This window comes from Sphingobacterium corticis, from assembly GCF_042684745.1.
GTDB lineage: Bacteria > Bacteroidota > Bacteroidia > Sphingobacteriales > Sphingobacteriaceae > Sphingobacterium > Sphingobacterium corticis.
In genome coordinates, this window is sequence record NZ_JBHUMA010000009.1 from 105,728 (window position 1) to 129,404 (window position 23,677).

Annotated in this window: 18 protein-coding genes and 5 tRNA genes; 9 read left to right on the forward strand and 14 right to left on the reverse strand. The window is 41.1% G+C overall.

Annotated elements, in window-relative coordinates; translation table 11 throughout:
- Nucleotides 1–176: 176 nt before the first annotated feature.
- From nusG to ACFSQ3_RS15170, 8 genes are all read right to left on the reverse strand, one after another.
- A complete protein-coding gene (nusG, locus tag ACFSQ3_RS15135; RefSeq protein ID WP_380870418.1) occupies nt 177–722 on the reverse strand; it encodes a transcription termination/antitermination protein NusG in 546 nt (181 codons plus the stop codon).
- A gap of 20 nt (nt 723–742) precedes the next feature.
- Nucleotides 743–937, reverse strand: coding sequence for a preprotein translocase subunit SecE (secE, locus tag ACFSQ3_RS15140; RefSeq protein ID WP_380870419.1), 195 nt, complete (start codon nt 935–937; stop codon nt 743–745).
- 33 nt (nt 938–970) lie between these two features.
- Nucleotides 971–1,041 (reverse strand) — tRNA-Trp (locus ACFSQ3_RS15145).
- 184 nt (nt 1,042–1,225) lie between these two features.
- Nucleotides 1,226–2,413: an elongation factor Tu gene (tuf, locus tag ACFSQ3_RS15150; RefSeq protein ID WP_380870420.1), complete on the reverse strand. Its 1,188-nt coding sequence runs from the start codon at nt 2,411–2,413 to the stop codon at nt 1,226–1,228.
- A gap of 76 nt (nt 2,414–2,489) precedes the next feature.
- Nucleotides 2,490–2,561 (reverse strand) — tRNA-Thr (locus ACFSQ3_RS15155).
- A gap of 96 nt (nt 2,562–2,657) precedes the next feature.
- A tRNA-Gly gene (locus ACFSQ3_RS15160) sits at nt 2,658–2,733 on the reverse strand.
- A 47-nt stretch (nt 2,734–2,780) separates the two neighbouring features.
- Nucleotides 2,781–2,864: transfer RNA gene (locus ACFSQ3_RS15165), tRNA-Tyr, on the reverse strand.
- Nucleotides 2,865–2,890: 26 nt separating this feature from the next.
- Nucleotides 2,891–2,963: transfer RNA gene (locus ACFSQ3_RS15170), tRNA-Thr, on the reverse strand.
- Between the two features lie 288 nt (nt 2,964–3,251).
- Between ACFSQ3_RS15170 and ACFSQ3_RS15175 the strand changes: the two genes are divergently transcribed.
- Entirely contained in the window at nt 3,252–4,409 is a 1,158-nt protein-coding gene (locus tag ACFSQ3_RS15175; RefSeq protein ID WP_380870421.1) for a BamA/TamA family outer membrane protein, read from the forward strand.
- Here the strand turns inward: ACFSQ3_RS15175 and ACFSQ3_RS15180 are convergent, their stop codons facing one another.
- From ACFSQ3_RS15180 to ACFSQ3_RS15195, 4 genes are read right to left on the reverse strand one after another with little or no spacing between them, the layout of a single operon-like run.
- A complete protein-coding gene (locus tag ACFSQ3_RS15180; RefSeq protein WP_380870422.1) occupies nt 4,410–4,895 on the reverse strand; it encodes a hypothetical protein in 486 nt (161 codons plus the stop codon). It abuts the gene before it with no gap.
- 39 nt (nt 4,896–4,934) lie between these two features.
- Nucleotides 4,935–6,254, reverse strand: coding sequence for a sensor histidine kinase (locus ACFSQ3_RS15185; protein WP_380870423.1), 1,320 nt, complete (start codon nt 6,252–6,254; stop codon nt 4,935–4,937).
- 17 nt (nt 6,255–6,271) lie between these two features.
- Nucleotides 6,272–7,630 carry a sigma-54-dependent transcriptional regulator gene (locus ACFSQ3_RS15190; RefSeq protein ID WP_380870424.1) on the reverse strand — a complete coding sequence of 453 codons (1,359 nt, stop codon included), beginning with the start codon at nt 7,628–7,630 and terminating at the stop codon, nt 6,272–6,274.
- A 20-nt stretch (nt 7,631–7,650) separates the two neighbouring features.
- Nucleotides 7,651–8,964, reverse strand: coding sequence for a TolC family protein (locus ACFSQ3_RS15195; RefSeq protein ID WP_380870425.1), 1,314 nt, complete (start codon nt 8,962–8,964; stop codon nt 7,651–7,653).
- Between the two features lie 302 nt (nt 8,965–9,266).
- Between ACFSQ3_RS15195 and ACFSQ3_RS15200 the strand changes: the two genes are divergently transcribed.
- The 6 genes from ACFSQ3_RS15200 to ACFSQ3_RS15225 all read left to right on the forward strand — a co-directional run bounded on the left by ACFSQ3_RS15200 (nt 9,267) and on the right by ACFSQ3_RS15225 (nt 21,286).
- Entirely contained in the window at nt 9,267–10,520 is a 1,254-nt protein-coding gene (locus tag ACFSQ3_RS15200) for an efflux RND transporter periplasmic adaptor subunit (protein ID WP_380870426.1), read from the forward strand.
- Nucleotides 10,521–10,632: 112 nt separating this feature from the next.
- The gene (locus tag ACFSQ3_RS15205) at nt 10,633–13,002 is read left to right on the forward strand and encodes an ABC transporter permease (protein WP_380870427.1); all 2,370 of its coding nucleotides are present in this window, start codon (nt 10,633–10,635) and stop codon (nt 13,000–13,002) included.
- A gap of 112 nt (nt 13,003–13,114) precedes the next feature.
- Nucleotides 13,115–13,792 carry an ABC transporter ATP-binding protein gene (locus ACFSQ3_RS15210; protein ID WP_380870428.1) on the forward strand — a complete coding sequence of 226 codons (678 nt, stop codon included), beginning with the start codon at nt 13,115–13,117 and terminating at the stop codon, nt 13,790–13,792.
- A gap of 131 nt (nt 13,793–13,923) precedes the next feature.
- The gene (locus ACFSQ3_RS15215) at nt 13,924–16,314 is read left to right on the forward strand and encodes an ABC transporter permease (RefSeq protein WP_380870429.1); all 2,391 of its coding nucleotides are present in this window, start codon (nt 13,924–13,926) and stop codon (nt 16,312–16,314) included.
- Between the two features lie 26 nt (nt 16,315–16,340).
- Nucleotides 16,341–18,767 (forward strand): ABC transporter permease, encoded by a 2,427-nt coding sequence (locus tag ACFSQ3_RS15220; protein WP_380870430.1) that lies wholly within the window; start codon nt 16,341–16,343, stop codon nt 18,765–18,767.
- Between the two features lie 116 nt (nt 18,768–18,883).
- Nucleotides 18,884–21,286 carry an ABC transporter permease gene (locus ACFSQ3_RS15225; protein ID WP_380870431.1) on the forward strand — a complete coding sequence of 801 codons (2,403 nt, stop codon included), beginning with the start codon at nt 18,884–18,886 and terminating at the stop codon, nt 21,284–21,286.
- A 68-nt stretch (nt 21,287–21,354) separates the two neighbouring features.
- Here the strand turns inward: ACFSQ3_RS15225 and ACFSQ3_RS15230 are convergent, their stop codons facing one another.
- Both ACFSQ3_RS15230 and ACFSQ3_RS15235 read right to left on the reverse strand, forming a co-directional pair.
- On the reverse strand, nt 21,355–21,738 hold the full coding sequence (locus tag ACFSQ3_RS15230) for a hypothetical protein (RefSeq protein ID WP_380870432.1): 384 nt from the start codon (nt 21,736–21,738) through the stop codon (nt 21,355–21,357).
- A 43-nt stretch (nt 21,739–21,781) separates the two neighbouring features.
- Nucleotides 21,782–22,171: a DUF3192 domain-containing protein gene (locus ACFSQ3_RS15235; RefSeq protein WP_380870433.1), complete on the reverse strand. Its 390-nt coding sequence runs from the start codon at nt 22,169–22,171 to the stop codon at nt 21,782–21,784.
- 166 nt (nt 22,172–22,337) lie between these two features.
- On the opposite strand from ACFSQ3_RS15235, the gene ACFSQ3_RS15240 reads away from it, so the two are divergent.
- The gene (locus tag ACFSQ3_RS15240; RefSeq protein ID WP_380870434.1) at nt 22,338–22,718 is read left to right on the forward strand and encodes a hypothetical protein; all 381 of its coding nucleotides are present in this window, start codon (nt 22,338–22,340) and stop codon (nt 22,716–22,718) included.
- Nucleotides 22,719–22,802: 84 nt separating this feature from the next.
- Nucleotides 22,803–23,669: an AraC family transcriptional regulator gene (locus ACFSQ3_RS15245; protein WP_380870435.1), complete on the forward strand. Its 867-nt coding sequence runs from the start codon at nt 22,803–22,805 to the stop codon at nt 23,667–23,669.
- Nucleotides 23,670–23,677: the final 8 nt, after the last annotated feature.

A 23,677-nucleotide genomic window follows, 5' to 3' on the forward strand; every position in this document is an offset into this window, starting at 1 on the left:
AAAGACGAGCTTAGAGCTCGTCTTTTTCTGCTTTACAAAGGTTTTTTTCTAGGGTAAGTTGTAAACAAAATCATAGATCAACAAAAGCCATATCCCAAATCAAAACTTTTATACCGATGAGCACAAAAAAAGCCCTTTCGCGATGCAAAAGGGCCTTCATATAATGCTGGAACAATTTATTCTTTTTCTACCTGCATGTAGTTCAACTCCAAAGGAGTTTTACGACCGAATACCTTAACCATTACGATTAATTTCTTCTTGTCTTCATGCACTTCTTCGATCTCCCCAGTAAAGCCATTGAAAGGACCGTCGTTCACTTTCACCGTTTCGCCTACGTAGTAAGGAACATTGATCGTTTCGCCTTGCTCTGCCATCTCGTCTACCTTACCTAAAATACGGTTAACTTCCGATTGGCGAAGAGGAATCGCATTACCTGCCTTATCTCCCAAGAAACCAATAACGCTATTCACGTTCTTGATCGCGTGTTCGATCTCTCCATCTAAAGCTGCTTCGATCAATACATATCCAGGGTAGTAGTTACGTTCTTTGGCTACTTTTTTGCCGTCGCGCATTTGGTAGTATTTCTCCATAGGGATCAATACCTGAGTTACTAAATGCTGAATACCTAGACGGTTGATTTCCGCCTCTACGTATTGCTTTACTTTTTTCTCTTTACCACTTACAGCACGAACTACGTACCACTTCAGACTTTGATCTGCCATACTATATTCCTGTAAATTTATTAAGAGTTAATTCCGTATAAAAGCTCTAATACGTTACTTGAAACTTTATCCATGGCGAATACCACCAATGCAATAATGATTGAAGCAACAAGTACGATGACCGCATGGTTTTGCAACTGCGACCATGTAGGCCAAGTTACCTTCTCGGTAACTTCGACGTAAGAGTCTTTAAAAAAATCAAGTACCTTTGCCATTTGTTCCTTTACTTGTATTTAGATTTTCTTTTGCACGGGCACAAGGATTCGAACCCTGATCAACGGTTTTGGAGACCGCTATTCTACCATTGAACTATGCCCGTAGAATTTGTTTTTGAACGTTGCAAATATAGGCTTTAACCTGCATTACAACAAATATTATTTACTTTATTTTGCTCTTTAAGGCACTTTTCGACAACAAACTGTCGACTAATGATTTCAGAGAAAAAATAAGCTAACCAGAAATCTGGTTAGCTTATTTTATATGCTATGCTTTAATCTAATAGATTAAGCAATGATTTCCGTTACCTGACCAGCACCTACAGTTCTACCACCTTCACGGATAGCGAAACGTAGACCTTTTTCCATAGCGATAGGGTTGATCAATTTAACATTGATAGTAACGTTATCACCTGGCATTACCATTTCAGTTCCTTCTTCCAAAGCGATCTCACCAGTTACGTCAGTCGTACGGAAGTAGAATTGAGGACGGTATTTGTTAAAGAATGGAGTGTGACGTCCACCTTCTGCTTTAGACAATACGTAAACCTCTGCTTTGAAATCAGAGTGAGGAGTTACTGAACCTGGTTTAACGATAACCATACCACGACGGATATCAGTTTTCTCAATACCACGTAACAATAAACCTACGTTATCACCAGCTTCACCGTAATCTAAGATTTTACGGAACATCTCAACACCAGTAACTGTTGATTTCAAATCTTCAGCACCCATACCTAAGATCTCAACTGGATCACCAGAGTTGATTACACCTCTTTCGATACGACCAGTAGCTACAGTACCACGACCAGTGATCGAGAATACGTCCTCTACAGGCATCAAGAAAGGAAGATCTGTCAAACGTGGAGGAATTGGAATGTAGTTATCTACAGCATCCATAAGCTCCATGATAGAATCAACCCACTGCTCTTCACCGTTCAATGCACCTAATGCAGAACCTTTGATTACAGGGATATCATCACCTGGGAATTCGTAGAAAGATAACAATTCACGAACTTCCATATCAACTAAGTCTAACAACTCAGCATCGTCAACTAAGTCAACTTTGTTCAAGAATACTACTAACGCAGGAACACCTACCTGACGAGCCAAAAGGATGTGCTCGCGAGTTTGAGGCATAGGACCATCAGTCGCAGCAACTACGATGATAGCTCCGTCCATTTGTGCAGCACCAGTAACCATGTTTTTTACATAGTCAGCGTGACCTGGACAGTCAACGTGCGCATAGTGACGAGTTTGTGTTTGGTATTCTACGTGAGCTGTGTTGATTGTGATACCACGCTCTTTCTCTTCAGGAGCAGAGTCAATTGAATCAAATGAACGAGCTTCCGAAAAACCTTTGTCAGCCAAAACTTTAGTAATCGCTGCAGTAGTTGTTGTTTTACCGTGGTCAACGTGACCGATTGTACCAATGTTTAAGTGTGGTTTACTCCGGTCAAATTTCTCTTTTGCCATGATTTATGCGAATTAGTAATTATAAATTATTTCTTAATTAAATTGTATTTACAAAAGTAACAAACTTATTTAAATGAGCCAAAGATGGGATTTGAACCCACGACCTCTTCCTTACCAAGGAAGTGCTCTACCCCTGAGCTACTTCGGCTTTCAAAGTTTTAAAAACCGTATTTACAGATCAATGCCCCTACCCCTTTTAGATCATTACACTAAACAAAGACAGAGACATTACTTGTTCTATAAATGGAGCGGAAGACGAGGTTCGAACTCGCGACCTATAGCTTGGAAGGCTATCGCTCTACCAACTGAGCTACTTCCGCTTGAAAGCCTGTATAAAACAGATAAACTCTTTATACAGACTCAATGGTGGTGGAGGGAGAAGGATTCGAACCTTCGAAGCCGAAGCAACGGATTTACAGTCCGTCCCATTTGACCGCTCTGGAACCCCTCCAGACCTGCAACGCACTGTCGCAATTGAGCCTCCTATCGGGATCGAACCAATGACCTACTGATTACAAGTCAGTTGCTCTACCAGCTGAGCTAAGGAGGCTTATTTTTCAACAGCTATCTTTTCAGATAGCGTGTGCAAAAATCTTAATTTTAATTGACTTCTGCAAATTTTATTTTACTTTTCTTTTAAAGAACATTTGAACGTCGCGTCGTTTGCGTTTTCAATGGTGCAAAGATAGCGACTGATCAGATATATCAAAAACTATTTCATCTTTTTTTAGCTCATTTTATGCATTTCGCTGATTCGCAACCAAATAAATTTTACAGCAAATCCCACACTTCCTATTTCGTTGAATCTTTCCCTATATTTGATCACTTTTAAATACATATGAAATGTAAATTCTGGCAGCTTATTCTGCCCGCAGTAATCACACTATTCCCCCATTTTGGCTCCGCACAAGTCAAAGATGTCGGCTTAATAAAACGAACGTATAATAAGTTTTTCTCTACACAAGAGACGGACACCACACGTGGCTCAAGTTTTTTCGTACTTCCAGCGCTAGGTTATGCACAAGAAACCGGATTGGAATTTGGTATCGGAAGCTCCTATAACTTCTATACCGACCGGAGCGATCCCAATAGCAGGACATCGACCATCACGTTAATAGGAACGGTTACGACCGAAAAACAAAAAAACATCAAATTGAATACGGATGTTTGGACGCGCGATAATCAATACCACATTTTATCGGAAATTCGCTATCGCGATTGGCCGTTTAATTTTTACGGCATTGGCAACACCACGCAACACGCCAACGAAGAATGGATTGGACAGCGCCTATTTCGTGCGCGCATTGATGTGGAAAGGAAGATCTTTCCGGACATTTACGCTGGATTGAATGCTAACTTCGAGAACTTCGAATTTGAAAGTTTTGAAACCGATGGCGTATTTCAAAGGGAATCGTTTCGTGGAAAACCCGGTGGGAAACACCTAATCTTAGGAACGTCGTTATTATATGACACCCGAAACTTCACGACATATACTACAGCGGGATGGTACGGAAGAATAAAATACGGCTATGCACCGAACTTTTTTGGTGGAGAAAACTTTAATGGCCATCAATTGGAAACAGACGTCAGACATTATTATCCGATCAATAACAAACTGGCATTGGCTGCACAAATTGATTACCGTGGAACGTATGGTTCGAACGCGCCATTTTACGTGTACAATGAATTGGGTGGTGATAATATGCTCCGAGGATATTATCTAGGGCGCTATCGCGATAAGAATTTCTTGGCCGCTCAGGCAGAAGCGCGTTATCGCTTTCATCCGCGATTCGGGATTACTGCATTTCTCGGAACGGGAAGTACTTTTTCTAACGAGCAAAACATTCGCATGGTACCAAGCTACGGGGCAGGATTACGCTACTTTTTCAACTTAGAACATAAAACTACCGTTCGTTTCGATTATGCGATCGGCGAAAAACGTCCGGGAGAACAACGTCAAAAAGGCTTTTATTTGAGTTTATCGGAAGCGTTTTAGTCATTTTATCCAATACGGATAACGCAAGACAAAATCTTCTTTCACTTGTATGGAGCGATGCACTAAAATCCCGAAATGAAGCAAATCAATGCTGACCGTTACTTTGGATGCTCGTGTAGCATTTTCCCAAACAGATTTGTTCTTTTTACTGCGATGGATTTTATTGATAATAATAATTCGTTGATCCGTGAGATATTGATCTATTAAAGGCGTCGTAAGTTGTTCTGCGTCTACAAAAAGCACATCGGCTTCTCCGAAGAAGTTCGAAATCCCGACGATTTGCTTCTTCTCCAAATGATGCAATATCCGTGATATCAACGAACGATAAGGTTCTGGTATGATTTCGCTTCCAGTAACGTTATCGGTCACGGCTTTCTGCTTATTATAAATCGCTTGATCTGCTAACGCATACACAAACGGCGAGTGCGTTCCGTGCCGACTATTGGAAATCAGAAAATGTCGAATACGTTGCAACAGAAAATACATGCACAAAGATACGGTTTCGCGTTGCGATCGTCGACAAATTTAAAACTGCAGTGTGAAGGTACTGCCCTTACCGGTTTCGCTGCTTACAAAAATATTACCGTTATGCACCAACATAATCTGCTTACTCAACGTCAAACCAATTCCGCTTCCTGTCTTTTTTGTGGTGAAAAATGGCGTGAAAATTTGCTCTTGAATATCAGGCTCCATCCCTTCCCCATTATCCGAAATCTTGATAAACGTACGGCCATTTTCTTCGGAAGCCGACATACTGATATACGGGTGTTCCGATTCTTTGACGGCTTCCATCGCATTTAACATCAAGTTAATCAGCACTTGCTCGATAAGATGAATATCCGCCTGAATGGCAATTCGGCGATTTTTGAGGATAATATCTACATCCAAGCCTTTCTGCAAAAAGGAAGGTTCTAATAGGTTATAAATATTCTCAAAAAGTTGGGCGACAGAAATTTCGCCAAATTGTGGTTTATCGACTTTATTAATTAACCGATAGCTTTTAGCGAACTTCAACAAACCTTCACTTCGTTTCTTGATTGTATGTACGCCCACTTTCACATCCTCTAGTTCGTCGCTGTAAGCCGTTTGTTCCAACCTGCCGTGCAATGTTTCAGCAATCGACGATATTGGCGCAATGGAATTCATAATTTCGTGCGTCAATACGCGCAATAACTTATGCCAAGCCCGATTTTCCGTTTCATCCATCGCATCATTGACGTTTTGATACATCACGATACGATAACGCCCATCTTCGGTTTCAAATTCAGAAACTTGGATCAGCAATTTGATTCGTCCTTTGCTGGAATGCGCCGTTTCAATATGTTGCTGACCAATGTTAAGCGCCATCGTTTTTTCATACAGCTCCGCGCGGCGCTTCTTCAATCCAGCAATATTCCCCAAATGCGGCGTTTCAAACATTTCTTTAAATGCGTCATTTACCCATTCGACCTTGCCCGTGTCTGCCTGATAGAAAATCAATGCCGAATCAAGCATGTTGATCACTTTAGTGAGATATTGATGTTGAATTTCGCGCTTCGCGCTAACCTCTTTGAAGGCTTCGTTGATACGATTGAAGGAATCGTACAAGCGATTTTCTACCGTATTTACTTTTTTCACAGCATAACGGCGCGTAAAATCGCGGTATTTCACTGCTTCGGAGAACTCATCGATCTGCTTTTGCAACCAAACATGACGATTGAACCATTGAAACAGCAAAATCAGAGCAAGCAAAGCGGCAGCAACAGCATACGTCGTTTGTTGGGCGAAATACAAATATCCCGATCCAAAGCACAACGCCATGAGCAATGCGGCACGTAAAAATTCTTTCCATCGGAGCTTTCCCATATCGCTAAATCGAAGAATTAAATATCATATTTCTCCATCCGGCGGTACAACGCAGCGCGCGTTAAGCCCAATTCTTTCGCCGCTTTACTGATATTTCCGCTATATCGATCGATCGCCTGCTGAATAGCCTTTCGTTCCATTTCTTCCAAATTCCTTGGTTGATCAGCCAAATTAGCTTCCGCCGCTTGTGGCGATTCGATGGGTGAAAACAGCAAATCTGAAGCGCGCAAAGCTTGTCCTTCCGACATGATCACAGCGCGTTCAATGCTGTATTGCAATTCACGCACGTTGCCGGGAAAATGATATTTACGCAGTTTTTGGAGTGCATCCGCTTCGAAACCGCCAATGCTTTTGTTATATTTTGCAGTATAATGCGTCAGGAAATGTTCGCCCAACAGAACAACATCTTCTCCGCGTTCGCGCAAAGGCGGAACTTGAATTTCCACGGTGTTGATTCGATAAATTAAATCTTTCCGAAATCGTCGCTCATCGGCCAGCTCGCGCAACGGAACATTTGTCGCCGAAAGCAAACGAATATCCACCGGAACCGGATCGGCCGATCCTAGTGGAACCACTTGACGATTTTGTAAAACGCTCAATAATTTTGCTTGCTGATGCAAACTAATATTTCCAATTTCATCTAAAAATAAAGTTCCTGCATGGGCGTGCTCAAAACGACCTTTTCGATCTTCACGCGCATCCGTAAATGCACCTTTTTTATATCCAAAAAGTTCGCTTTCAAATAAAGTTTCCGTCAACGAACCCACGTCCACCTTGACGTAAGATCGATCGCGGCGCAACGATTGCTTATGAATAATTTGTGCGATTACATCCTTCCCGGTACCGTTTTCGCCCATAATTAGAATGTTCGCATCCGTCGGCGCAACCTTGCTAATCTTATATTGCAAATCCTCCATCACGGCGGAATTGCCGATGAGCGGATTATCTTCTTGTGTTTTCTTTTCGCTGACTTTCGATCGCTTCGTTTGCGCTTTCACTTCCGAAATCGCACTTTCCAAAGTTTCTAAAAGCTGTTCATTATGCCAAGGTTTGACAATAAAATCCGACGCACCCAATTTGAGTGCTTTTACTGCCAAATCCACAGCGCCATAGGCGGTAATCATCACCACACGAATGTGCGGATATTTATCTTTGATGGCTGAAAGCCAATACAATCCTTCGTTGCCGGTATGGATCGTACTTTTAAAATTCATATCCAACAATACCAAATCCACCGTTTCCTTGGCAAGAATATGGAGCAAGTTTTCAGGATTCGGTTCAATGAAAACCTGATGAACTTTTGGACGCAATAAAATTCGAACTGCGGTTAATAAATCCTGATCATCATCTACGACCAGTATGGAAGCCTTCTTCATAATTGTATGGCTAAATATAACTATAAATCCAGCGAACCGGCGTAGAAATCGTTGATATATTTTTGCAGCAACCATTCGTATCGCTTGATTAGCAATTGGTTTTGCGCGTTTTCTAATTTATTTTTTGCCGTTAAATACGTCACGGAGTTGGTCGCTCCCAAATCAAATTGAATTTGCGCTACGCGGAATGCTTCCGCATAACTTTGCTCCTGCTCCAACAGATTATCAATATTTCGCTTCGCGATCACCAAATCAAATACCGCTTTGGAAGTTTGTTCGCGAAGCTGATTTAATGCAATCTGCTCTTCCCATTGCACGCGTTCTAACTCTACTTTCGCCAAATCAATCTGGTTGCGCACCGCAAAGCGATTGAAAATCGGAATGCTCAAACCCACGGATGCGAATCTTCCCAAAAAATTGCGCGCTTGCGTAAAATAGGAAGCGCTGTTCAAACTTGAATAATTGGTATTCAATCCGGCATCGAATTGTAGCGACGGCATGAAGCCCGATTTTTCGCTTTTTATAATACTTTCTGCCTGTTTCTTGCGCCAATCCCAAGCCTTAAATTGCGGAAGATTCTGCTGTGCCAATTCATACAATTCCTGATCATTGGCAACTTGCATCTGCGCTGGAATGTCAATTCTCCTAAGTTGACCAATTTGATTGACCCGAACGTTTAATAAGCTGGCTAATTCGGTTTTACTATCATTCAGCGCTTTGCGATTCTGCTCAATCGTATTCAGGTTCATGCTGTATTCTCCTTTAATATCATAATAATCGCCTGGAGAAATCGCTCCTTCACGTTGCTTCACTTCGGCATTACGCAAGCGCTCTTTGGTCACTTCAAATTGTTGCTGAGTTTGTGTCACCAAATCTTCCGCGGTCAGCACCTGAATGTATGCAGTAATGACATCCAATTTCAGCATGTTGGCTTCGCCATCAAATTCCAGTTTCCCCGCTTCGCGTGCCGAAGATCGTGCACGGATATCGTGGAAAATCTTGAAACCATTCAGCAAAGTCAGGTTGGTATTCAAATTCATCCTACCGGAATTTACGGTTTCCTCGACGAACTGATTGGTTGTCGGATCCACATTTCGCCCTGTACTAATACCGTGGCTAAGTCCTCCGTTTAAGTTTGGCAACAAGCTTTGTCGCGCTTGCTTGTATTGAATATTGTTTTCGCGAAGATTCAAAGCCGATTGTCGCAACGTTGGATTATTCTCGATGGCCAATGTTATACAATCGGATAAGTTACGCACGCTATCAACTTGACTGAATGATTCGGCGATGTACGCAACGAAGGAAATTAATAATATGATGAGTTTAATACGCATAGCTTCCAGTTTGCTCCATCAATCCACAGCTAATGCCAAAACCAAAAAACACTGATAATCAATAGTATTTCTATTTACCAGCAAAAAGAACTGTTCGAAAACGAACAATTTCTGTCCACAACTGAACAACCGCACAATTGTCCATCTTCGCACAATAAGTGTACGATATCGGACATAACAACCGCACAACAAACGCGTAAATAAAACATTTTCAACGCGTTAACCTTTTGGCACATCATTGTATATAGGATTGGTGATTCAATAAAATACGTTTATCAAACAATTTAATATTCGGAGTATCCATGGACAGAGCCATAGAGAAAAAAAAGTGGGGAACTAAACGCATACTAACTATCGTCGGTGTGTTGGCATTGGTCGGATTAATTTGCGCAAGCTATTATTATACAAGCGGAAATAGCAGATTGAACGTGGATAGCGAGCGGATCAGTATTTTCGAAGTGAAAGAAGGTACTTTTCAAGAATTCATTCCGATCAACGGAACGGTATTGCCCATCAGCAGCATTTATTTGGATGCATCCGTTGGCGGCCGTGTGGAAGAGAAATATGTGGAAGATGGTGCGCATTTGAAAAAAGGCGAAGCAATCATGCGTTTGTCGAACACCGATCTGGAATTGAGCTTGGTAAATCAGGAAACGCAGGTACTTAACTTATTGACGCAAGCGCAAATTGCGCAAACCAATGCACAGCAAGTAACCATTTCCAACCGCAACCAGATGGCAGATGTGGAATTAGCGCTAACTGAAGCGGAACGTTTGTATAAATTGAACAAAAAGTTGTACGATGAGAAAGCGATCGGATCGCAAGAATATCAGGAAGCAGTCAACAATTACAACTACCAAAAGCAGCGCATCGAACTAACACGCCAAATTTTGGCGCAAGATGAGGTTTCTAACAACCAAAAAGCGGGACAGGATCGCAAAACATACGAACGTACGCAAAGCGCATTGGAATTGATGCGCCAAAAGGTGGGCGATTTGATTGTACGATCTCCGGTGGATGGACAATTAACTTCTTTTGATGCGGAAATTGGACAAAGCAAAAATCCCGGCGAACGATTGGGACAGATCGATGTGCTAACAGGATTTAAGGTGCGCGCTGATATCGACGAGCACTACATCAGCAGAATTTTTCCGGGATTGGAAGGGCAATTTACGATCGGCGGAAAACCATATCGATTGGAAATCAAAAAGGTCTATACGCAAGTAAAGGACGGCCGCTTTCAAGTGGATATGGAATTTATCGACGATGTGCCTAAAGGCATTCGCCGTGGACAGACCCTGCAAACACGTCTAGCATTGAGCGACGAAACCAAAGGCATTTTATTAGCCAAAGGTGGATTCTACCAACAAACCGGCGGTAACTGGATTTTCAAATTGGATAAAGATGGCACAACGGCTTACCGCATGGACATTCAGTTAGGTCGCCAAAACCCGGAATACTATGAAGTGATCGGCGGATTGAAACCGGGCGACAAAGTGGTAGTCTCGAGCTATGAAACATACGATAAAGTGCAAGAATTAAATATTAAGAAGTGAGAGATTAGAAGTGGGAAGTGAGAAATGAGGTTTGAAATGTGGGAAGTGAGAATATCTCAATACACACATCTAAATACTCAATACTAAAATTTCAATACTAAGAACTAAAAAAATGATTCGCAATTACATTAAATCCGCGTTCCGCAATCTTTGGAAAACCAAAGGATACAGCTTTCTGAATATTTTCGGCTTGGCTGTAGGTATTACCGCGGCGGCATTAATCTTTCTTTGGGTGGAAGATGAAGTCACCAAAAACGATCACTTCGCGAACAAAGAAGATATTTATGTCGTAAAGTCCAAGCAAAAATATGATGGGCAAACTTTCGTATTCGAATCTACCCCAGGCCCATTTGCGAAGGCTGTTGCTGAAGAAATTACCGGAGTGAAACATGCTGCACGATTGGATTGGGGAAATTCCTTTCTTTTTAATGTTGGTGACAACAGCTTATTTCAACGCGGTTTCCATGCTGACCCGCCGATATTGGATATTTTGTCGGTAGAATTTTTAGAAGGCGATCGCAAATCTGCGCTGAACGAACTAAACAATATCGTTTTGGCAGAAAGCGCTGCTAAAAGATTGTTCGGAAATGAATCTGCAATGAACAAAACAGTTCGAGTTAATAACAGCGAAAGCTACACGGTAAGCGGTGTTGTGAAGGATTTTCCCGTGAACAGCAGCTTTACGTTTGATTGGTTGATAAACTTTCGAAAATTCGAATTGCAAAATCCGTGGCTAGAAAACTGGAATGCGAATGGCTTGATGACGGTCGTACAACTTCAGCCAAACGCCAATCTTGCCAACATAAATAACACGCTGTCCGATTTTGCCAAGCGTAAAACGAAAGGCGAAGTGACCTACTACAAAAATATGCTTTATCCGATGAGCCGCTGGAATATGTACAATGTGTTTGACAGCGACGGAAACGAGCAAGAAGGAAATATCAAAAATGTTCGTTTGTTCAGCATCATTGCTTGGGTTGTATTATTGATTGCCTGCATCAATTTTATGAACTTGGCGACAGCACGATCCGAAAAACGTGCCAAGGAAGTGGGCATGCGCAAAGTAGTGGGCGCAAAACGTGGCGCATTGATTTTGCAGTTTTTAAGTGAATCCCTAATTAGCGCTTTGCTTTCGGCAATTTTAGCGGTGGGCTTGATCTATTTAACTATCAAACCGTTTAACGAAATCATCCACGCCGACATCTCCATTTCGCTTTTCAAAGCCACACACATTTATTTCCTAATTGGTACCGTATTGATTTGTGGACTTTTGGCAGGTAGCTATCCGGCATTTTACTTATCCTCTTTCAATCCATTGAAAACGCTCAAAGGTGCAAAACAAAAAGCGGGAACGGCAGGATTTATCCGTCGCGGATTGGTGGTTTTGCAATACACTGCTTCGGTTTTATTAGTAATCTGCACAGCGATTATATACCAACAAATTCAACATACCAAAAATAGAGATTTAGGTTTTGAGCGCAGCCAAGTCATAAACACGTACCTTCAAGGAGACATGTCTAAGCACTTGGATGTGATTAAAGATCAGCTCACGGCAACTGGAAACATTGAAGCTGTAGGAGTTAGTGACAACAATATTATCGATATATCTTCGAACAGCAGCGATTTCGACTGGGAAGGTCAAGATCCAAATAGTGACATATTGATCGGTATTATGAAAGCAGATGAAGGATTAATTCCTGCTGTAGGTATGACGTTACTAGATGGTAGAAACTTCAATCCTCATTTAAAGGGCGACAGCTCTTCATTGATTATCAATGCCACATTAGCAAAAATGATTCAGGCGGATGGTTTAGTTGCTGGGAAAATTTTGCGCTGGCATAATGAACCCTACACCATTGTCGGTGTGGTAAACGATTTCATGTTTAACAATTTGTTTACAATCAATCCAGAGCCGACGATCATTGCCCCTACCGATTACGCTTATGGCGTATTGAACATTAAGACAAAAGCGGGAGTTGATTTACAAAAAACGCTATCGCAGATTGAGGAAATCGTCAAAGCGAACAACCCGGCCTATCCATCCGAATACCGCTTTTTGGACGATACTTTTAATAGCAAGTTTGCTTCCGTTACGATGGTGCAACATTTAGCTTCCGTTTTCGCAGTGTTATCTATTATTATTTCGTGTTTGGGTTTATTCGGTTTAGCGTCTTACACCGCGGAACAAAGAGCGAAAGAAATTGGAATTCGGAAAGTATTAGGTGCTTCAATAACACATTTAGTCAATATGCTCAATAGAGAATTTGTCATGCTGGTTGGTATTTCCTGTCTGATTGCCTTTCCGTTAGCTTGGTGGTTTATGCACGATTGGTTAAGTACGTACAAATACCGAATCGATATTGGATGGGCAGTTTTCGTGTTAGCGCCAGCTTCAGCCATATTAATTGCCGTGTTCACCGTAAGTTCGCAAGCATTACGCGCAGCAACGGCAAATCCTACAAAAACATTAAAAGAACAATAGAAATTAAAAAAGAAAAATTAAAAGTTAAAAAGGCAGAAGCGGGAAGTTAGCATATCTCAATACTTACCTCTAAATACTCAATACTAAAATCCAAATACTAAGAACAAAAAAAATGATCAAGATAACTAACCTTCAAAAATTTTACCGTACCGAAGAAGTCGAAACGGTCGCCTTGAATGATTTGAACATCCACGTACAAGAAGGCGAATTCGTCGCCGTGATGGGACCTTCCGGTTGTGGAAAATCCACATTGCTAAACATCATCGGTTTGTTGGATGATTTGGACGAAGGCAGCTACGTATTTAACAACGTCGAGGTAGCCAAATTCAATGAGCGCAAACGTTCTGATTTACGCAAGCACAACATTGGCTTTGTATTCCAAAGTTTCAATCTTATCGATGAATTAACCGTTTTCGAAAACGTAGAACTTCCACTAATCTACACCAACGTACCTGCCACAGAACGCAAGAAACGTGTGGAAGAAGTTTTGGAAAAGGTGCAGATTATGCACCGTCGCAATCACTTCCCACAACAGCTTTCAGGTGGTCAGCAGCAGCGTGTTGCCGTAGCGCGTGCGGTCGTTAACAATCCGAAATTGATTCTGGCCGATGAGCCGACCGGTAACTTGGATTCATCGAATGGTAACGAAGTAATGAACTTACTAACTGAGTTAAACGAAGCTGGCACTACGATCGTAATGGTTACGCACAGTGAGCACGACGCAAAATTCTCGGATCGTGTTATTCGCATGCTGGACGGTCAGGTCATTATGGAAACCGCAACGGTGTAAAAGAAGTAAGAAGTGGAAAGTTAGAAGTCGGAAATGAGAAGTTAGAAATAAAAACACCTCAATACTAAAATCTAATTACTCATATCTAAATACTCAATACTACTATCTAAATACCAGAATCTAAACATACCATGATAAAAAACTATATCAAGATTGCCGTCAGAAGTTTAAGAAAAAACAAATCTTTTTCTTTGCTTAACATCTTGGGTCTATCTATCGGGATGGCAGCTGCTATTTTCATTTCACTTTGGGCGCAGAATGAGTTGAGTTTGGAACGCTTCCATGAAAAAGGGGATAGATTGTACAAAATGTACAACAGGGATACCCACGAAGGAGAAACCTGGGCATGGGGCACTACGCCTGCCATTCTAGGACCGACGCTCGCTCAAGACTACGGTGAGGTTGAAGCGTTTTCACGATATAGTGATGGTTTAGATTTTCTTTTCACGATTGGAGATAAAAAACTGAAAGCCAAAGGTGCTGGCGTAGATAGTCTTTTCTTGACGATGTTCAGCTTTCCGCTAGTTGAAGGACAGGCTACACAATCATTAAATGATCCATACAATATCGTTCTAACTGAAAGTTTCGCAAATACCTTGTTCGGCGATAAGAACCCAATTGGAGAAGTGGTCAAGATTGACTCTTTGCATCAGTTTACCGTGACTGGAGTTCTTAAGAACTTGCCCAACAACACACTGTTCGAATTTGAATATCTTGTACCCATTAGCTATTTAAGAATAATCGATTTCATCGACGAAAAAGGTTGGGGGAACAACTCTTCTGTGAACTATGTTTTATTAAAAGACGGCGCTTCACAAGATGCGTTTGATCAAAAGATAAAAAATATTACCATCGACCATACGCAGACAAGCGCTACTCCGAGTACCACCACGGTATTTACCCAACCTATTAATAGATCATACCTTTATGGAAAATCAGAAAACGGAAAACTCGTTGCTGGCGAACTTGTTACCGTTCGGCTCTTTATCGGAATTGGCGTACTTATTTTGCTGATCGCTTGCATTAATTTCATGAACCTGAGTACCGCAAAAAGTGAAAAAAGAGCGAAAGAAGTTGGTGTCAGGAAAGTCGTTGGTGTCAGAAAATCCGGCCTGATTGCGCAGTTTTTAACAGAAAGCCTTCTATTAAGCTTTCTTTCCTTTGTCCTCGCATTGCTGATTGTTCTGTTGCTGTTGCCTGCCTTCAATCACTTAGTACAAAAAGAATTATCCCTGATATCTCAGAGTTTGCTATTCTGGTTCGGTCTTCTCCTTTTCGTCGTCTTCACGGGCTTTGTCGCGGGAAGTTATCCTGCATTCTACTTATCCTCGTTCCGGCCGGTAGAGGTACTTAAGGGAACTTTCAAATCGACTCTTATTGCGTTGAGTCTTCGAAAAGTACTTGTCGTAACCCAGTTTACATTTGCCATTTGTCTTATCATTTCGACGATTGTAATCGCGTCGCAAATTAAATTTGGCTTGGATAGAGAGGTTGGATATGATAGGGAACAGCTCATATACATTCCAATGGAGGGAGATATCTTGAAGAAATACCCAACCATTCGTCAAGAACTGTTTCAAAACCAGTCAGCGTCCGCAATAACGAAAAATGGGGCTCCAATTTCTGAAAGATGGTCAGATTCATGGGGTTTTGAGTGGGACGGAAGTTTGTCGGGCGATGAAAAGACGTCATTCCTTAGATTGGCTACAGACGCCGACTTTGTAAAAACCTTGGGCGTAAAATTAGTCGAAGGTCGAGACATCGATATCTACACCTTTCCAACCGACAGCAATGCTATGCTTATCAACCAAGCTGCAGCTACGGCGATGCGACTCGATCAACCAATTGGAAAAAGAGTGTGGTACAAGGGAAGCCCCGAAACCTTCAGAACCATAGTTGGAGTAGTGGAAAATTTTGTAACAGAATCCCCCTACCGCGAACGTATCAATCCTATGTTCATCGAAGGGCCAAAATACATGTGGGAAAGCACCATACATATTAAGCTTCCTGCTCATAAAACCACTAAAACTGCGTTGAACGATATAGAGCAAACATTCAAAAAGCACAACCCAGAGTACCCTTTCAACTACACGTTTGTGGACGAAGCTTTTGCGCTCAAATTTGCGCGTTCCGAACGCATCTATCGCCTCGTCGTTGTTTTCGCTGGATTGACCATTTTTATTTCTTGCCTAGGATTGTTTGGTCTAGCGGCCTATACCGCCCAAAGCAGGACAAAAGAGATAGGAGTACGAAAAGTTTTGGGTGCATCCGTATTTGGTATTACACAATTACTTTCTAGAGAATTTTTGGTTTTGGTACTTATAGCTTTCGTTGTTGCCTCCCCGATCGCCTGGTGGGCAATGAGTAGATGGTTAGATGACTATTCCTACAAAATAGCTATCGAGTGGTGGATTTTCGCGCTCACGGCCTTATTGGCTGTTGTAATCACACTGGCTACCGTTAGCTTTCAATCGATCAAAGCTGCAATAGCAAATCCAGTGAACAGTTTGCGGGACGAATAAAACAACCTATTTAACAAAGACAAATTATGAAAACATATAACATAAAGTCGACGCTACGCTATCTGTGGAAAAACAAGTTATTCACAGCACTAAACATTGTCGGGCTGTCGATCGGAATAAGCGCATGTTGGTTGGTGTTCAGCATTGTGCAATATGAGTTTTCTTTCGACAAAGGTATTCCTGATGCCGAACATATTTATCAAATCACATCTGATAATGAATACGAAGGCGAGGTCGATGGCTTTGCTGGCGTCCCACTCGGGCTTCCTCCGCTCCTAGTAGAAGAATCGCTGGACGACGCCCTCGTTGTACCAATGTATTCCCAATATTTTGAACGGCTGTTTACGAACGAAGGTTATAAGAATACGCAGCTTACCTTTGACGAACAAGAAGGAATTATAGGAACACTTCCTACCTATTTTGAGCTGTTGCCATATGAATGGATTATTGGAAATCCAAAATCGGCATTCGCAGCACCGAAGCAAATCGTGCTTACAGAAAATCGAGCAAAAAGATATTTTCCAAACACGGATCCTGCAGATTTGATCGGAGAAGTCATGTTATTGGACACCATAGAATATGCAATATCTGGTGTGGTAAAAAATCTTTCCTTTCCGTCAAGCTTTCCCGCTGAAGTATTTACCGCTCTTCCACAAGATAAATGGAACAATCATAATTGGTCCGCGATGAATTCGGCTCACCTCTTATTTATCAAAACCAAAAACAAAGCTTCTTTAGATCATCTATTAACCCTAGCCAATAAAAGATACAAAGAAACTGCCGCAGAAGGTCATGCAAAAATGGGCCTGAAAGTAAGTTTTACTTCCTTCCCTCTGCCAGAAAAACATTTTGAGCCACAGTATGACACAGATGGTTTAGTCGTTGAAAAGAAAGTAGTTTATGGTTTGATTGCTATTGGCGGATTTCTGCTAATATTAGCTTGTATTAACTACATCAACCTGAGCACCGCACAGGTGCCACAGCGCGCAAAAGAAATCGGCATTCGCAAAACATTAGGCGCGCGCCCGTCCACATTAACATGGAACTTCTTCGCTGAAACATTCAGTATTTGCTTGTTCGCCTTAATTTTGTCTTGGCCGATTGTTTCCATCTTCAGAAAAGTGTATCCAGAGTTCATCCCAGATGGATTAGTTAATTTCTCCAATCCCTGGCTGATTACTGCTTTTGTATTCGGGCTAACTATTCTTATCGCGGTTTTTACAAGTCTTTACCCGTCTTATCTGATCAATAAGTTACGCTCCATCGAAACGTTAAAAGGTAAAATGGAAACACGGATTCAAGGAACAAGGCTTACCTTACGAAAAGGTCTGATTATTTTTCAGTTTATCATCGCTCAATTCTTTATTGTCGGTGCTATGATCATGGCATACCAATTAAATTTCACGTTAAACAAAAATTTGGGATTTGAGCACGATGCAGTAGTAACGGTACGAATGCCTTACAAATCCTATCAAAATGCAGATGTCGATCCGCTTCTATATAAACATGCACTTGCTAAGCGCCCAGAAATATCAAAAATTGCTATGGGACACGAACCCCAAAACTCCAATCATTGGGGAAGCATTTATTATCTCGCATCGGATACGGGACAAATTCAACTTTCTTCTGCATATAAATATGTAGATGAAGATTTTATAGATCTCTACGAAATCAACTTATTAGCAGGAGAAAACCTTCCACATGGTGATACCATGCGAAATGTTTTAATCAATGAAACTGCACTTAAGATGTTGGGCATGAATAATCCCGAAGATGCTATCGGTAAAAAACTAACTTACGATGCGGAAAGATCGCACACCATTTTAGGCGTATTTAAAGATTTTCACCAAAAATCATTACGTAACAAAATGGAACCGTTATTATTCGAGTCATCTACCAAATCGGGACATTTACAAGTTTTCCATATCAAACTACCGAAAGATCGTCAACAATGGAAGAAGACATTTGCAACGATGGAAAGTGAATGGAAAAAATTATATCCAGACGCTCCATTCAGCTATGAATTTGTGGATGAGAAAATAAAAAACCTTTACGAAACAGAGCATCGTACAGCAAAACTCGTTGATTTGGCAACTGCGGTAACCATTTTTATCAGTTGTTTGGGATTGTTTGGATTAGCCACTTTAACAGCATTTCAGCGCACCAAAGAAATTGGCGTTCGAAAAGTGCTGGGCGCTTCGGTAAGCGGCATTGTAGGATTACTTTCCAAGGATTTCGTAAAACTAGTCTTGATCGCGATTATCATCGCTTCGCCAATCGCCTGGTGGGCGATGAATAAATGGTTGGAAGATTTTGCTTACCGCATCGACATTCAATGGTGGATGTTCGCTTTAGCGGGCGTGCTGGCAATTGCTGTTGCATTGTTGACAATCAGCTATCAAGCAATCCGCGCCGCCATTACCAATCCGGTGAATAGTTTGCGGGATGAGTAGTGGGAAGTAAAAATTAAAAAGGAAAAATTAAAAAGTGAGAAATTGGAAGTCAGAATATCTAAGTACTAAATACTAGACTCTACTATCTCAATACGCACATCTCAATACGTAATGTTATGATAAAAAACTATATAAAAATTGCTTGGCGAAATTTCAAGAAAAATATTCTTTTTTCTGGATTGAATATTCTGGGTTTGGCCGTAGGTTTTGCGGGTTTTATTTTATCCTATCAATACATCAACCGGGAAACCAGTTTTGATCAATGGAACCCGAATTTAGAAAACATTTATCTCGTTGGGCTTACTCTCAATGGCGAATACACGGATCAAACACCTCCATCTTTAGCACCGGCAATTATGGAAGAGTTCCCTGAAATCATACTCGCCGGCCGTAAAATGTCCTATATTTACGGCACCTACCCTATTTTCGGAAAAGAAACAGTGCGTGTGGAAAATACTGTGATGGTCGATTCTGCAGCCGCAACCATCTTTCAAATGAAAACAATAGATGGAAAACCGTTTAGCGCGTTCGAAAGATCGGAAGGTACTATTGCTAATCAAGAAATCTCAGCACAGCTTTTCTCAAAAGATTCGCTTCCAAGCACTGAGAATCCTATCGAACTGCGTTCACTTTCCACACAGGTCGACTTCTACGAAACGTTCTATGGTATTGCCGAAAAACGGAAGTTGTCGGTAATCGATTATGATATGCTGCTAGTAAAGCGTATTTACGACGAGGTGGATAATGGCAATCCTTTCACCTTCGAAACTTATATATTGGTTAAACCCGAAACGGATATCGCCGCCTTAGAAAATAAAATAAGCAGCTACTACGAAAATCATACTTCTAAAAATCACATCGTAAAATCTTCTGCTTTTGCTGATGGAAAAGTGTATTTAGATCCACTGAAGAATCTTCACCTACAACCAAAACATGGTTCGAATATGCCGTACCTTACCATTTGGGTATTGGGGGGATTATCAGTTATTATTTTGATATTATCGGCTATCAACTTCACCAATTTAATAATTGCGCAGTCTGAAATCCGAGGAAAGGAAGTCGGCATAAAAAAGCTATTCGGAATCTCTAGAGGAGCATTGATCTTTCAGTTTATATTGGAGGTTTTCTTACAATGTGTGGTTGCTGCTTGCCTCGCTTGGTTTGTTTTGATCATTTCCAGCAATGCGTTGACCAAATGGTTCAATGACGACCTGACGGAATATTTATATCACACTGATACGATGGTCCAATTGTTATCCGCAGTTTTCATCGTAACGATCATCGCGGGCACATATCCTGCATTATCTTTATCCGGTTTCAAACCAATCTCTGTTTTGCGTGGAAGCATGCAAACGTCGCACGCGCGCATCGGATTTCGCACAGTGCTACTCACCTTTCAGTTCATCATCGCTAGCATATTTATATCCGGAATCATAATTATCAACAACCAGCTTGACTTTATGCGGTCGAAAGCACGCGGATTTGAAACAGAACAAGTAATCAGTTTCAAAGGGATGTCTTTAGTATATGAAGTTGGCAATGGTTGGAAAAATGATTTCCGGAATCGTTTAATCAATTCGGGAACGATTACGCACGTTGCCACCACATCGAATAGCCCGGCGGAAGGACAACCACCGGCGAAAAAGCAATTCTCGGGTGGTCGCAACAAAATGGAAGTAGATTTAGTAGGTATAGATTTAGATTTCTTTGATTTATTGTCCATTCCTACCATTGCAGGAAGAAGCAAATTGACTAATCAAGAATTCGAAACTGACACGGTCAATCACTTTGTAGTAATCAACGAAAGTATGGCTGCCGCTATGGAAGTTGACAATCCAGTTGGCCAAAAGATTAGCGGATGCGATACGGATTTCACTGTCGTAGGCGTGGTGCAAGATTATAAAGCATACGGCTTCGAAAGCAAAGTAGCACCATCAGCCTATATTTTCAAAGATGAATGCGGAGTCGGTTCTTATAAACTGGACGTTTTGATTCGCACAGAAAAAGGAAAGACAAAAGATGCAATCTCTACGATGGATGCAGAATGGAAGAACAACCCCAATTCCGACCGACTTCCATTAAGCTATACATTTATGGATAGCAACTATGCACAATTGCACGAAAAACAAGAACAACTAAAAAATGTGTCCAGTGCTTTTGCATCTTTAGCAATTGCTATTGCCGCATTAGGTTTATTTAACCTTGCAGCTTTTCATGTAGTTTCTAAAAGAAAGGAAGTAAGTATTCGAAAAGTACTTGGCGCAAGCGTTGTGCAATTATTCTTTCTGCTGAATCGACCTTTTTTAAAAGTATTCGTTGTATCAAATCTTATTGCCATACCCGTAGGATTTTTCTTACTTAAACGTTGGTTGCAAAATTTTGCTTATCAGGTTGACGTAAGCATCTGGCCATTCGCAATATCCGCTGTGAGCTTAATTATTATCATGGGGATTACGATCACCGTGCAGTCGCTCCGCGCCGCCATCGCCAATCCGGTAAACAGTTTACGGGATGAGTAGTGGGAAGTAAAATTAAAAAATGAGAAGTTAGAAGCCGAAAGTGAGAAATTGGAAGTCAGAATATCTAACTACTCAAATATCATAACGAAATCTTCCTCCTGCTCTTCTTGCGAAAGGACAGAAAGCAAATACAATTCGCAGCCACGAGCATCCATAGGAGGATTTTTATCGTTTGAGCACACTTCTCGAAGTTTCAGCTGATACTGAAAACCTTCAACGTACAGGCTATCAAAGCCAATGATGCTGGGATATCTCGTGTGTACAAAATTTCCACCATGTTCTTGAATGGCATAGTAGTATCCAATAAATGATATTTCGTCGCGATAAATTTTATTCTGCATGACAATCGCTTCAAATTCTCGCTCCGTATCCGCAGGAGAAATATCCTCTTTCTGGCAGGATACGAACAAAGTAATAGCGACTAGCCCGAGGAAATATTTTGACCACTTCATAAGGCGATGATTAATTGGTAGACTGCAAGTTACACAAAATCAATTATAATCGCGAACGCTTCGTTTGATAATCTCGGGATCGGTTCATAAGCGAACGTCGGAACGCCGAATCCAATTCCCAACTTTCGCCTGGTCCCCATTCGAATAATTCATTGTTAATGAAATATGTCCAGATCGGTCGAACTTCATTTTGATCGGTCAATGAATTGTGCTCATAACGCACATATTCCAGCACCTCAATCACATCTCCCGCCTCCGTGGTATATGCCGACACGACCATCTGCGGCCGACCAAGCATCTCCATGACCTCTTCTTTTTGCATACCAATGCGCACATCGGCCATGTTCAAAGCGATTTGCTGTTTCATTAATCCGCACCCAGAAAAGAATAACAATGCGGTAAGTAGCGGTAAAAATAGTGACGTCTTTCTCATAAAACAGGGGTTTTGAAAGTAGGACAGCGAATTTTACCGAAAGTATTAATACGGTGTAAAATATTTTTCATCTTGAAGATAAAAGCTCCATTCAGAACGACATTCGATCTTCAATAAGCTTTGTCGATTTGGAAATTATCGATGTGAAACAATATCTTTGTAGATCGTGAAACGTTGCATCGTCGTCATATTGAGCTTATTGGTTTTAGCACAGAGCGTTTCTGTGCTGGCTGTTTATGCAGGCTTCTATGCAAATCGAGATTATATTGCCAAAAACCTGTGTGTAAATCGGAATATGGAGAATTCGATTTGTGGCGGACAATGTGTGTTGATGAAGAAGCTGAAGGCTGCACAGGAGCAACAGCAGGAAGATTTCTTACGACAATTGCCTTCTATTTCTGCGTATGTTGTTCCTCAATTTGAAAGGTTCGAACCGAAACAACGTCAAGTTATCAATCCGGAAAATAATCCCAGCCAATGGACTTCCGAAGCGTATGCGTTTCAATTCTACGACGCGATTTTTAGACCGCCGCTAGCGAAAGCTTAACTAATCCTACCCTATTTTTTAGTTTTCGCTTCTCGTTATTTTTATGAGCAGCCATTATTGTATATCCCAGCGATAAATCATGCTATGGAATCTTCGCGGTCTTTAAAAGAACATATTTACAATCTCCGAATCGACGACGCTTGCGCGCAAGCAACAAACTTTTGTGTGCTACAGATTTCGAAAAATGCTGTATTTGCAAGTCAGATTGCTCAACAGCATAAAGCTGAATTTTACTGTTTACTTTTTCTGCAAAGCGGAAAAGCAACGGTTTACGTCCAGAATGACGAAGTTCAATTGTATAATCAGCAAGTAATTATTATCAATCCATCTTCTTTACGCAGCTTTCAGTTTTCGGCGGACGCAAAGGCGTATGTTATTTGCTTCACAGAAACGTTTTTCTCCTTAAGATACCATGATCACATACTTCAGAAATTTGCTTTTTATAATCAGGATAAAAGCACATTTCCCATTTCGATTGATGATCAGAAAAAATGGATAAGCTTGATGGACTTTATGCTTCAAGAAGATGTAACATATCCAACATCGCAAGCTACGCTCCGGTCTTACCTAAATATTTTGCTTCAGGAAACTGAAAAATATTTAAGCGACGAATCCCATCAAAAACATGTCAACGAAAAAATCACTCACTTTATGCAGTTGGTAGACGAGCAATTTCGACATCACAAAAATCCATCGTATTATGCCGATCGATTGCATATTTCGCCGGGCTATCTCAACAAATTATGTAAGCTAGAACAACTTAATACGAGCAGTGAAATCATTAGAAACCGCATCTTGATGGAAGCAAAACGACTGCTCAATCATACTAAAGACACGGTATCTGAGATTGCTTACACACTTGGATTCGAGAGTCCATCATACTTCAACACATTTTTTAAAAAGAATGCCGGTATTACGCCAGAGAAATACCGTAAACAAGAACTTACTTAAATCCAAAC

Excerpts from the sequence above, each read along its gene's own strand:
- nusG (WP_380870418.1), bottom strand. The coding sequence starts at position 722 with ATGGCAGATCAAAGTCTGAAGTGGTACGTAGTTCGTGCTGTAAGTGGT.
- secE (WP_380870419.1), bottom strand. The coding sequence starts at position 937 with ATGGCAAAGGTACTTGATTTTTTTAAAGACTCTTACGTCGAAGTTACC.
- tuf (WP_380870420.1), bottom strand. The coding sequence starts at position 2,413 with ATGGCAAAAGAGAAATTTGACCGGAGTAAACCACACTTAAACATTGGT.
- ACFSQ3_RS15175 (WP_380870421.1), top strand. The coding sequence starts at position 3,252 with ATGAAATGTAAATTCTGGCAGCTTATTCTGCCCGCAGTAATCACACTA.
- ACFSQ3_RS15180 (WP_380870422.1), bottom strand. The coding sequence starts at position 4,895 with ATGTATTTTCTGTTGCAACGTATTCGACATTTTCTGATTTCCAATAGT.
- ACFSQ3_RS15185 (WP_380870423.1), bottom strand. The coding sequence starts at position 6,254 with ATGGGAAAGCTCCGATGGAAAGAATTTTTACGTGCCGCATTGCTCATG.
- ACFSQ3_RS15190 (WP_380870424.1), bottom strand. The coding sequence starts at position 7,630 with ATGAAGAAGGCTTCCATACTGGTCGTAGATGATGATCAGGATTTATTA.
- ACFSQ3_RS15195 (WP_380870425.1), bottom strand. The coding sequence starts at position 8,964 with ATGCGTATTAAACTCATCATATTATTAATTTCCTTCGTTGCGTACATC.
- ACFSQ3_RS15200 (WP_380870426.1), top strand. The coding sequence starts at position 9,267 with ATGGACAGAGCCATAGAGAAAAAAAAGTGGGGAACTAAACGCATACTA.
- ACFSQ3_RS15205 (WP_380870427.1), top strand. The coding sequence starts at position 10,633 with ATGATTCGCAATTACATTAAATCCGCGTTCCGCAATCTTTGGAAAACC.
- ACFSQ3_RS15210 (WP_380870428.1), top strand. The coding sequence starts at position 13,115 with ATGATCAAGATAACTAACCTTCAAAAATTTTACCGTACCGAAGAAGTC.
- ACFSQ3_RS15215 (WP_380870429.1), top strand. The coding sequence starts at position 13,924 with ATGATAAAAAACTATATCAAGATTGCCGTCAGAAGTTTAAGAAAAAAC.
- ACFSQ3_RS15220 (WP_380870430.1), top strand. The coding sequence starts at position 16,341 with ATGAAAACATATAACATAAAGTCGACGCTACGCTATCTGTGGAAAAAC.
- ACFSQ3_RS15225 (WP_380870431.1), top strand. The coding sequence starts at position 18,884 with ATGATAAAAAACTATATAAAAATTGCTTGGCGAAATTTCAAGAAAAAT.
- ACFSQ3_RS15230 (WP_380870432.1), bottom strand. The coding sequence starts at position 21,738 with ATGAAGTGGTCAAAATATTTCCTCGGGCTAGTCGCTATTACTTTGTTC.
- ACFSQ3_RS15235 (WP_380870433.1), bottom strand. The coding sequence starts at position 22,171 with ATGAGAAAGACGTCACTATTTTTACCGCTACTTACCGCATTGTTATTC.
- ACFSQ3_RS15245 (WP_380870435.1), top strand. The coding sequence starts at position 22,803 with ATGGAATCTTCGCGGTCTTTAAAAGAACATATTTACAATCTCCGAATC.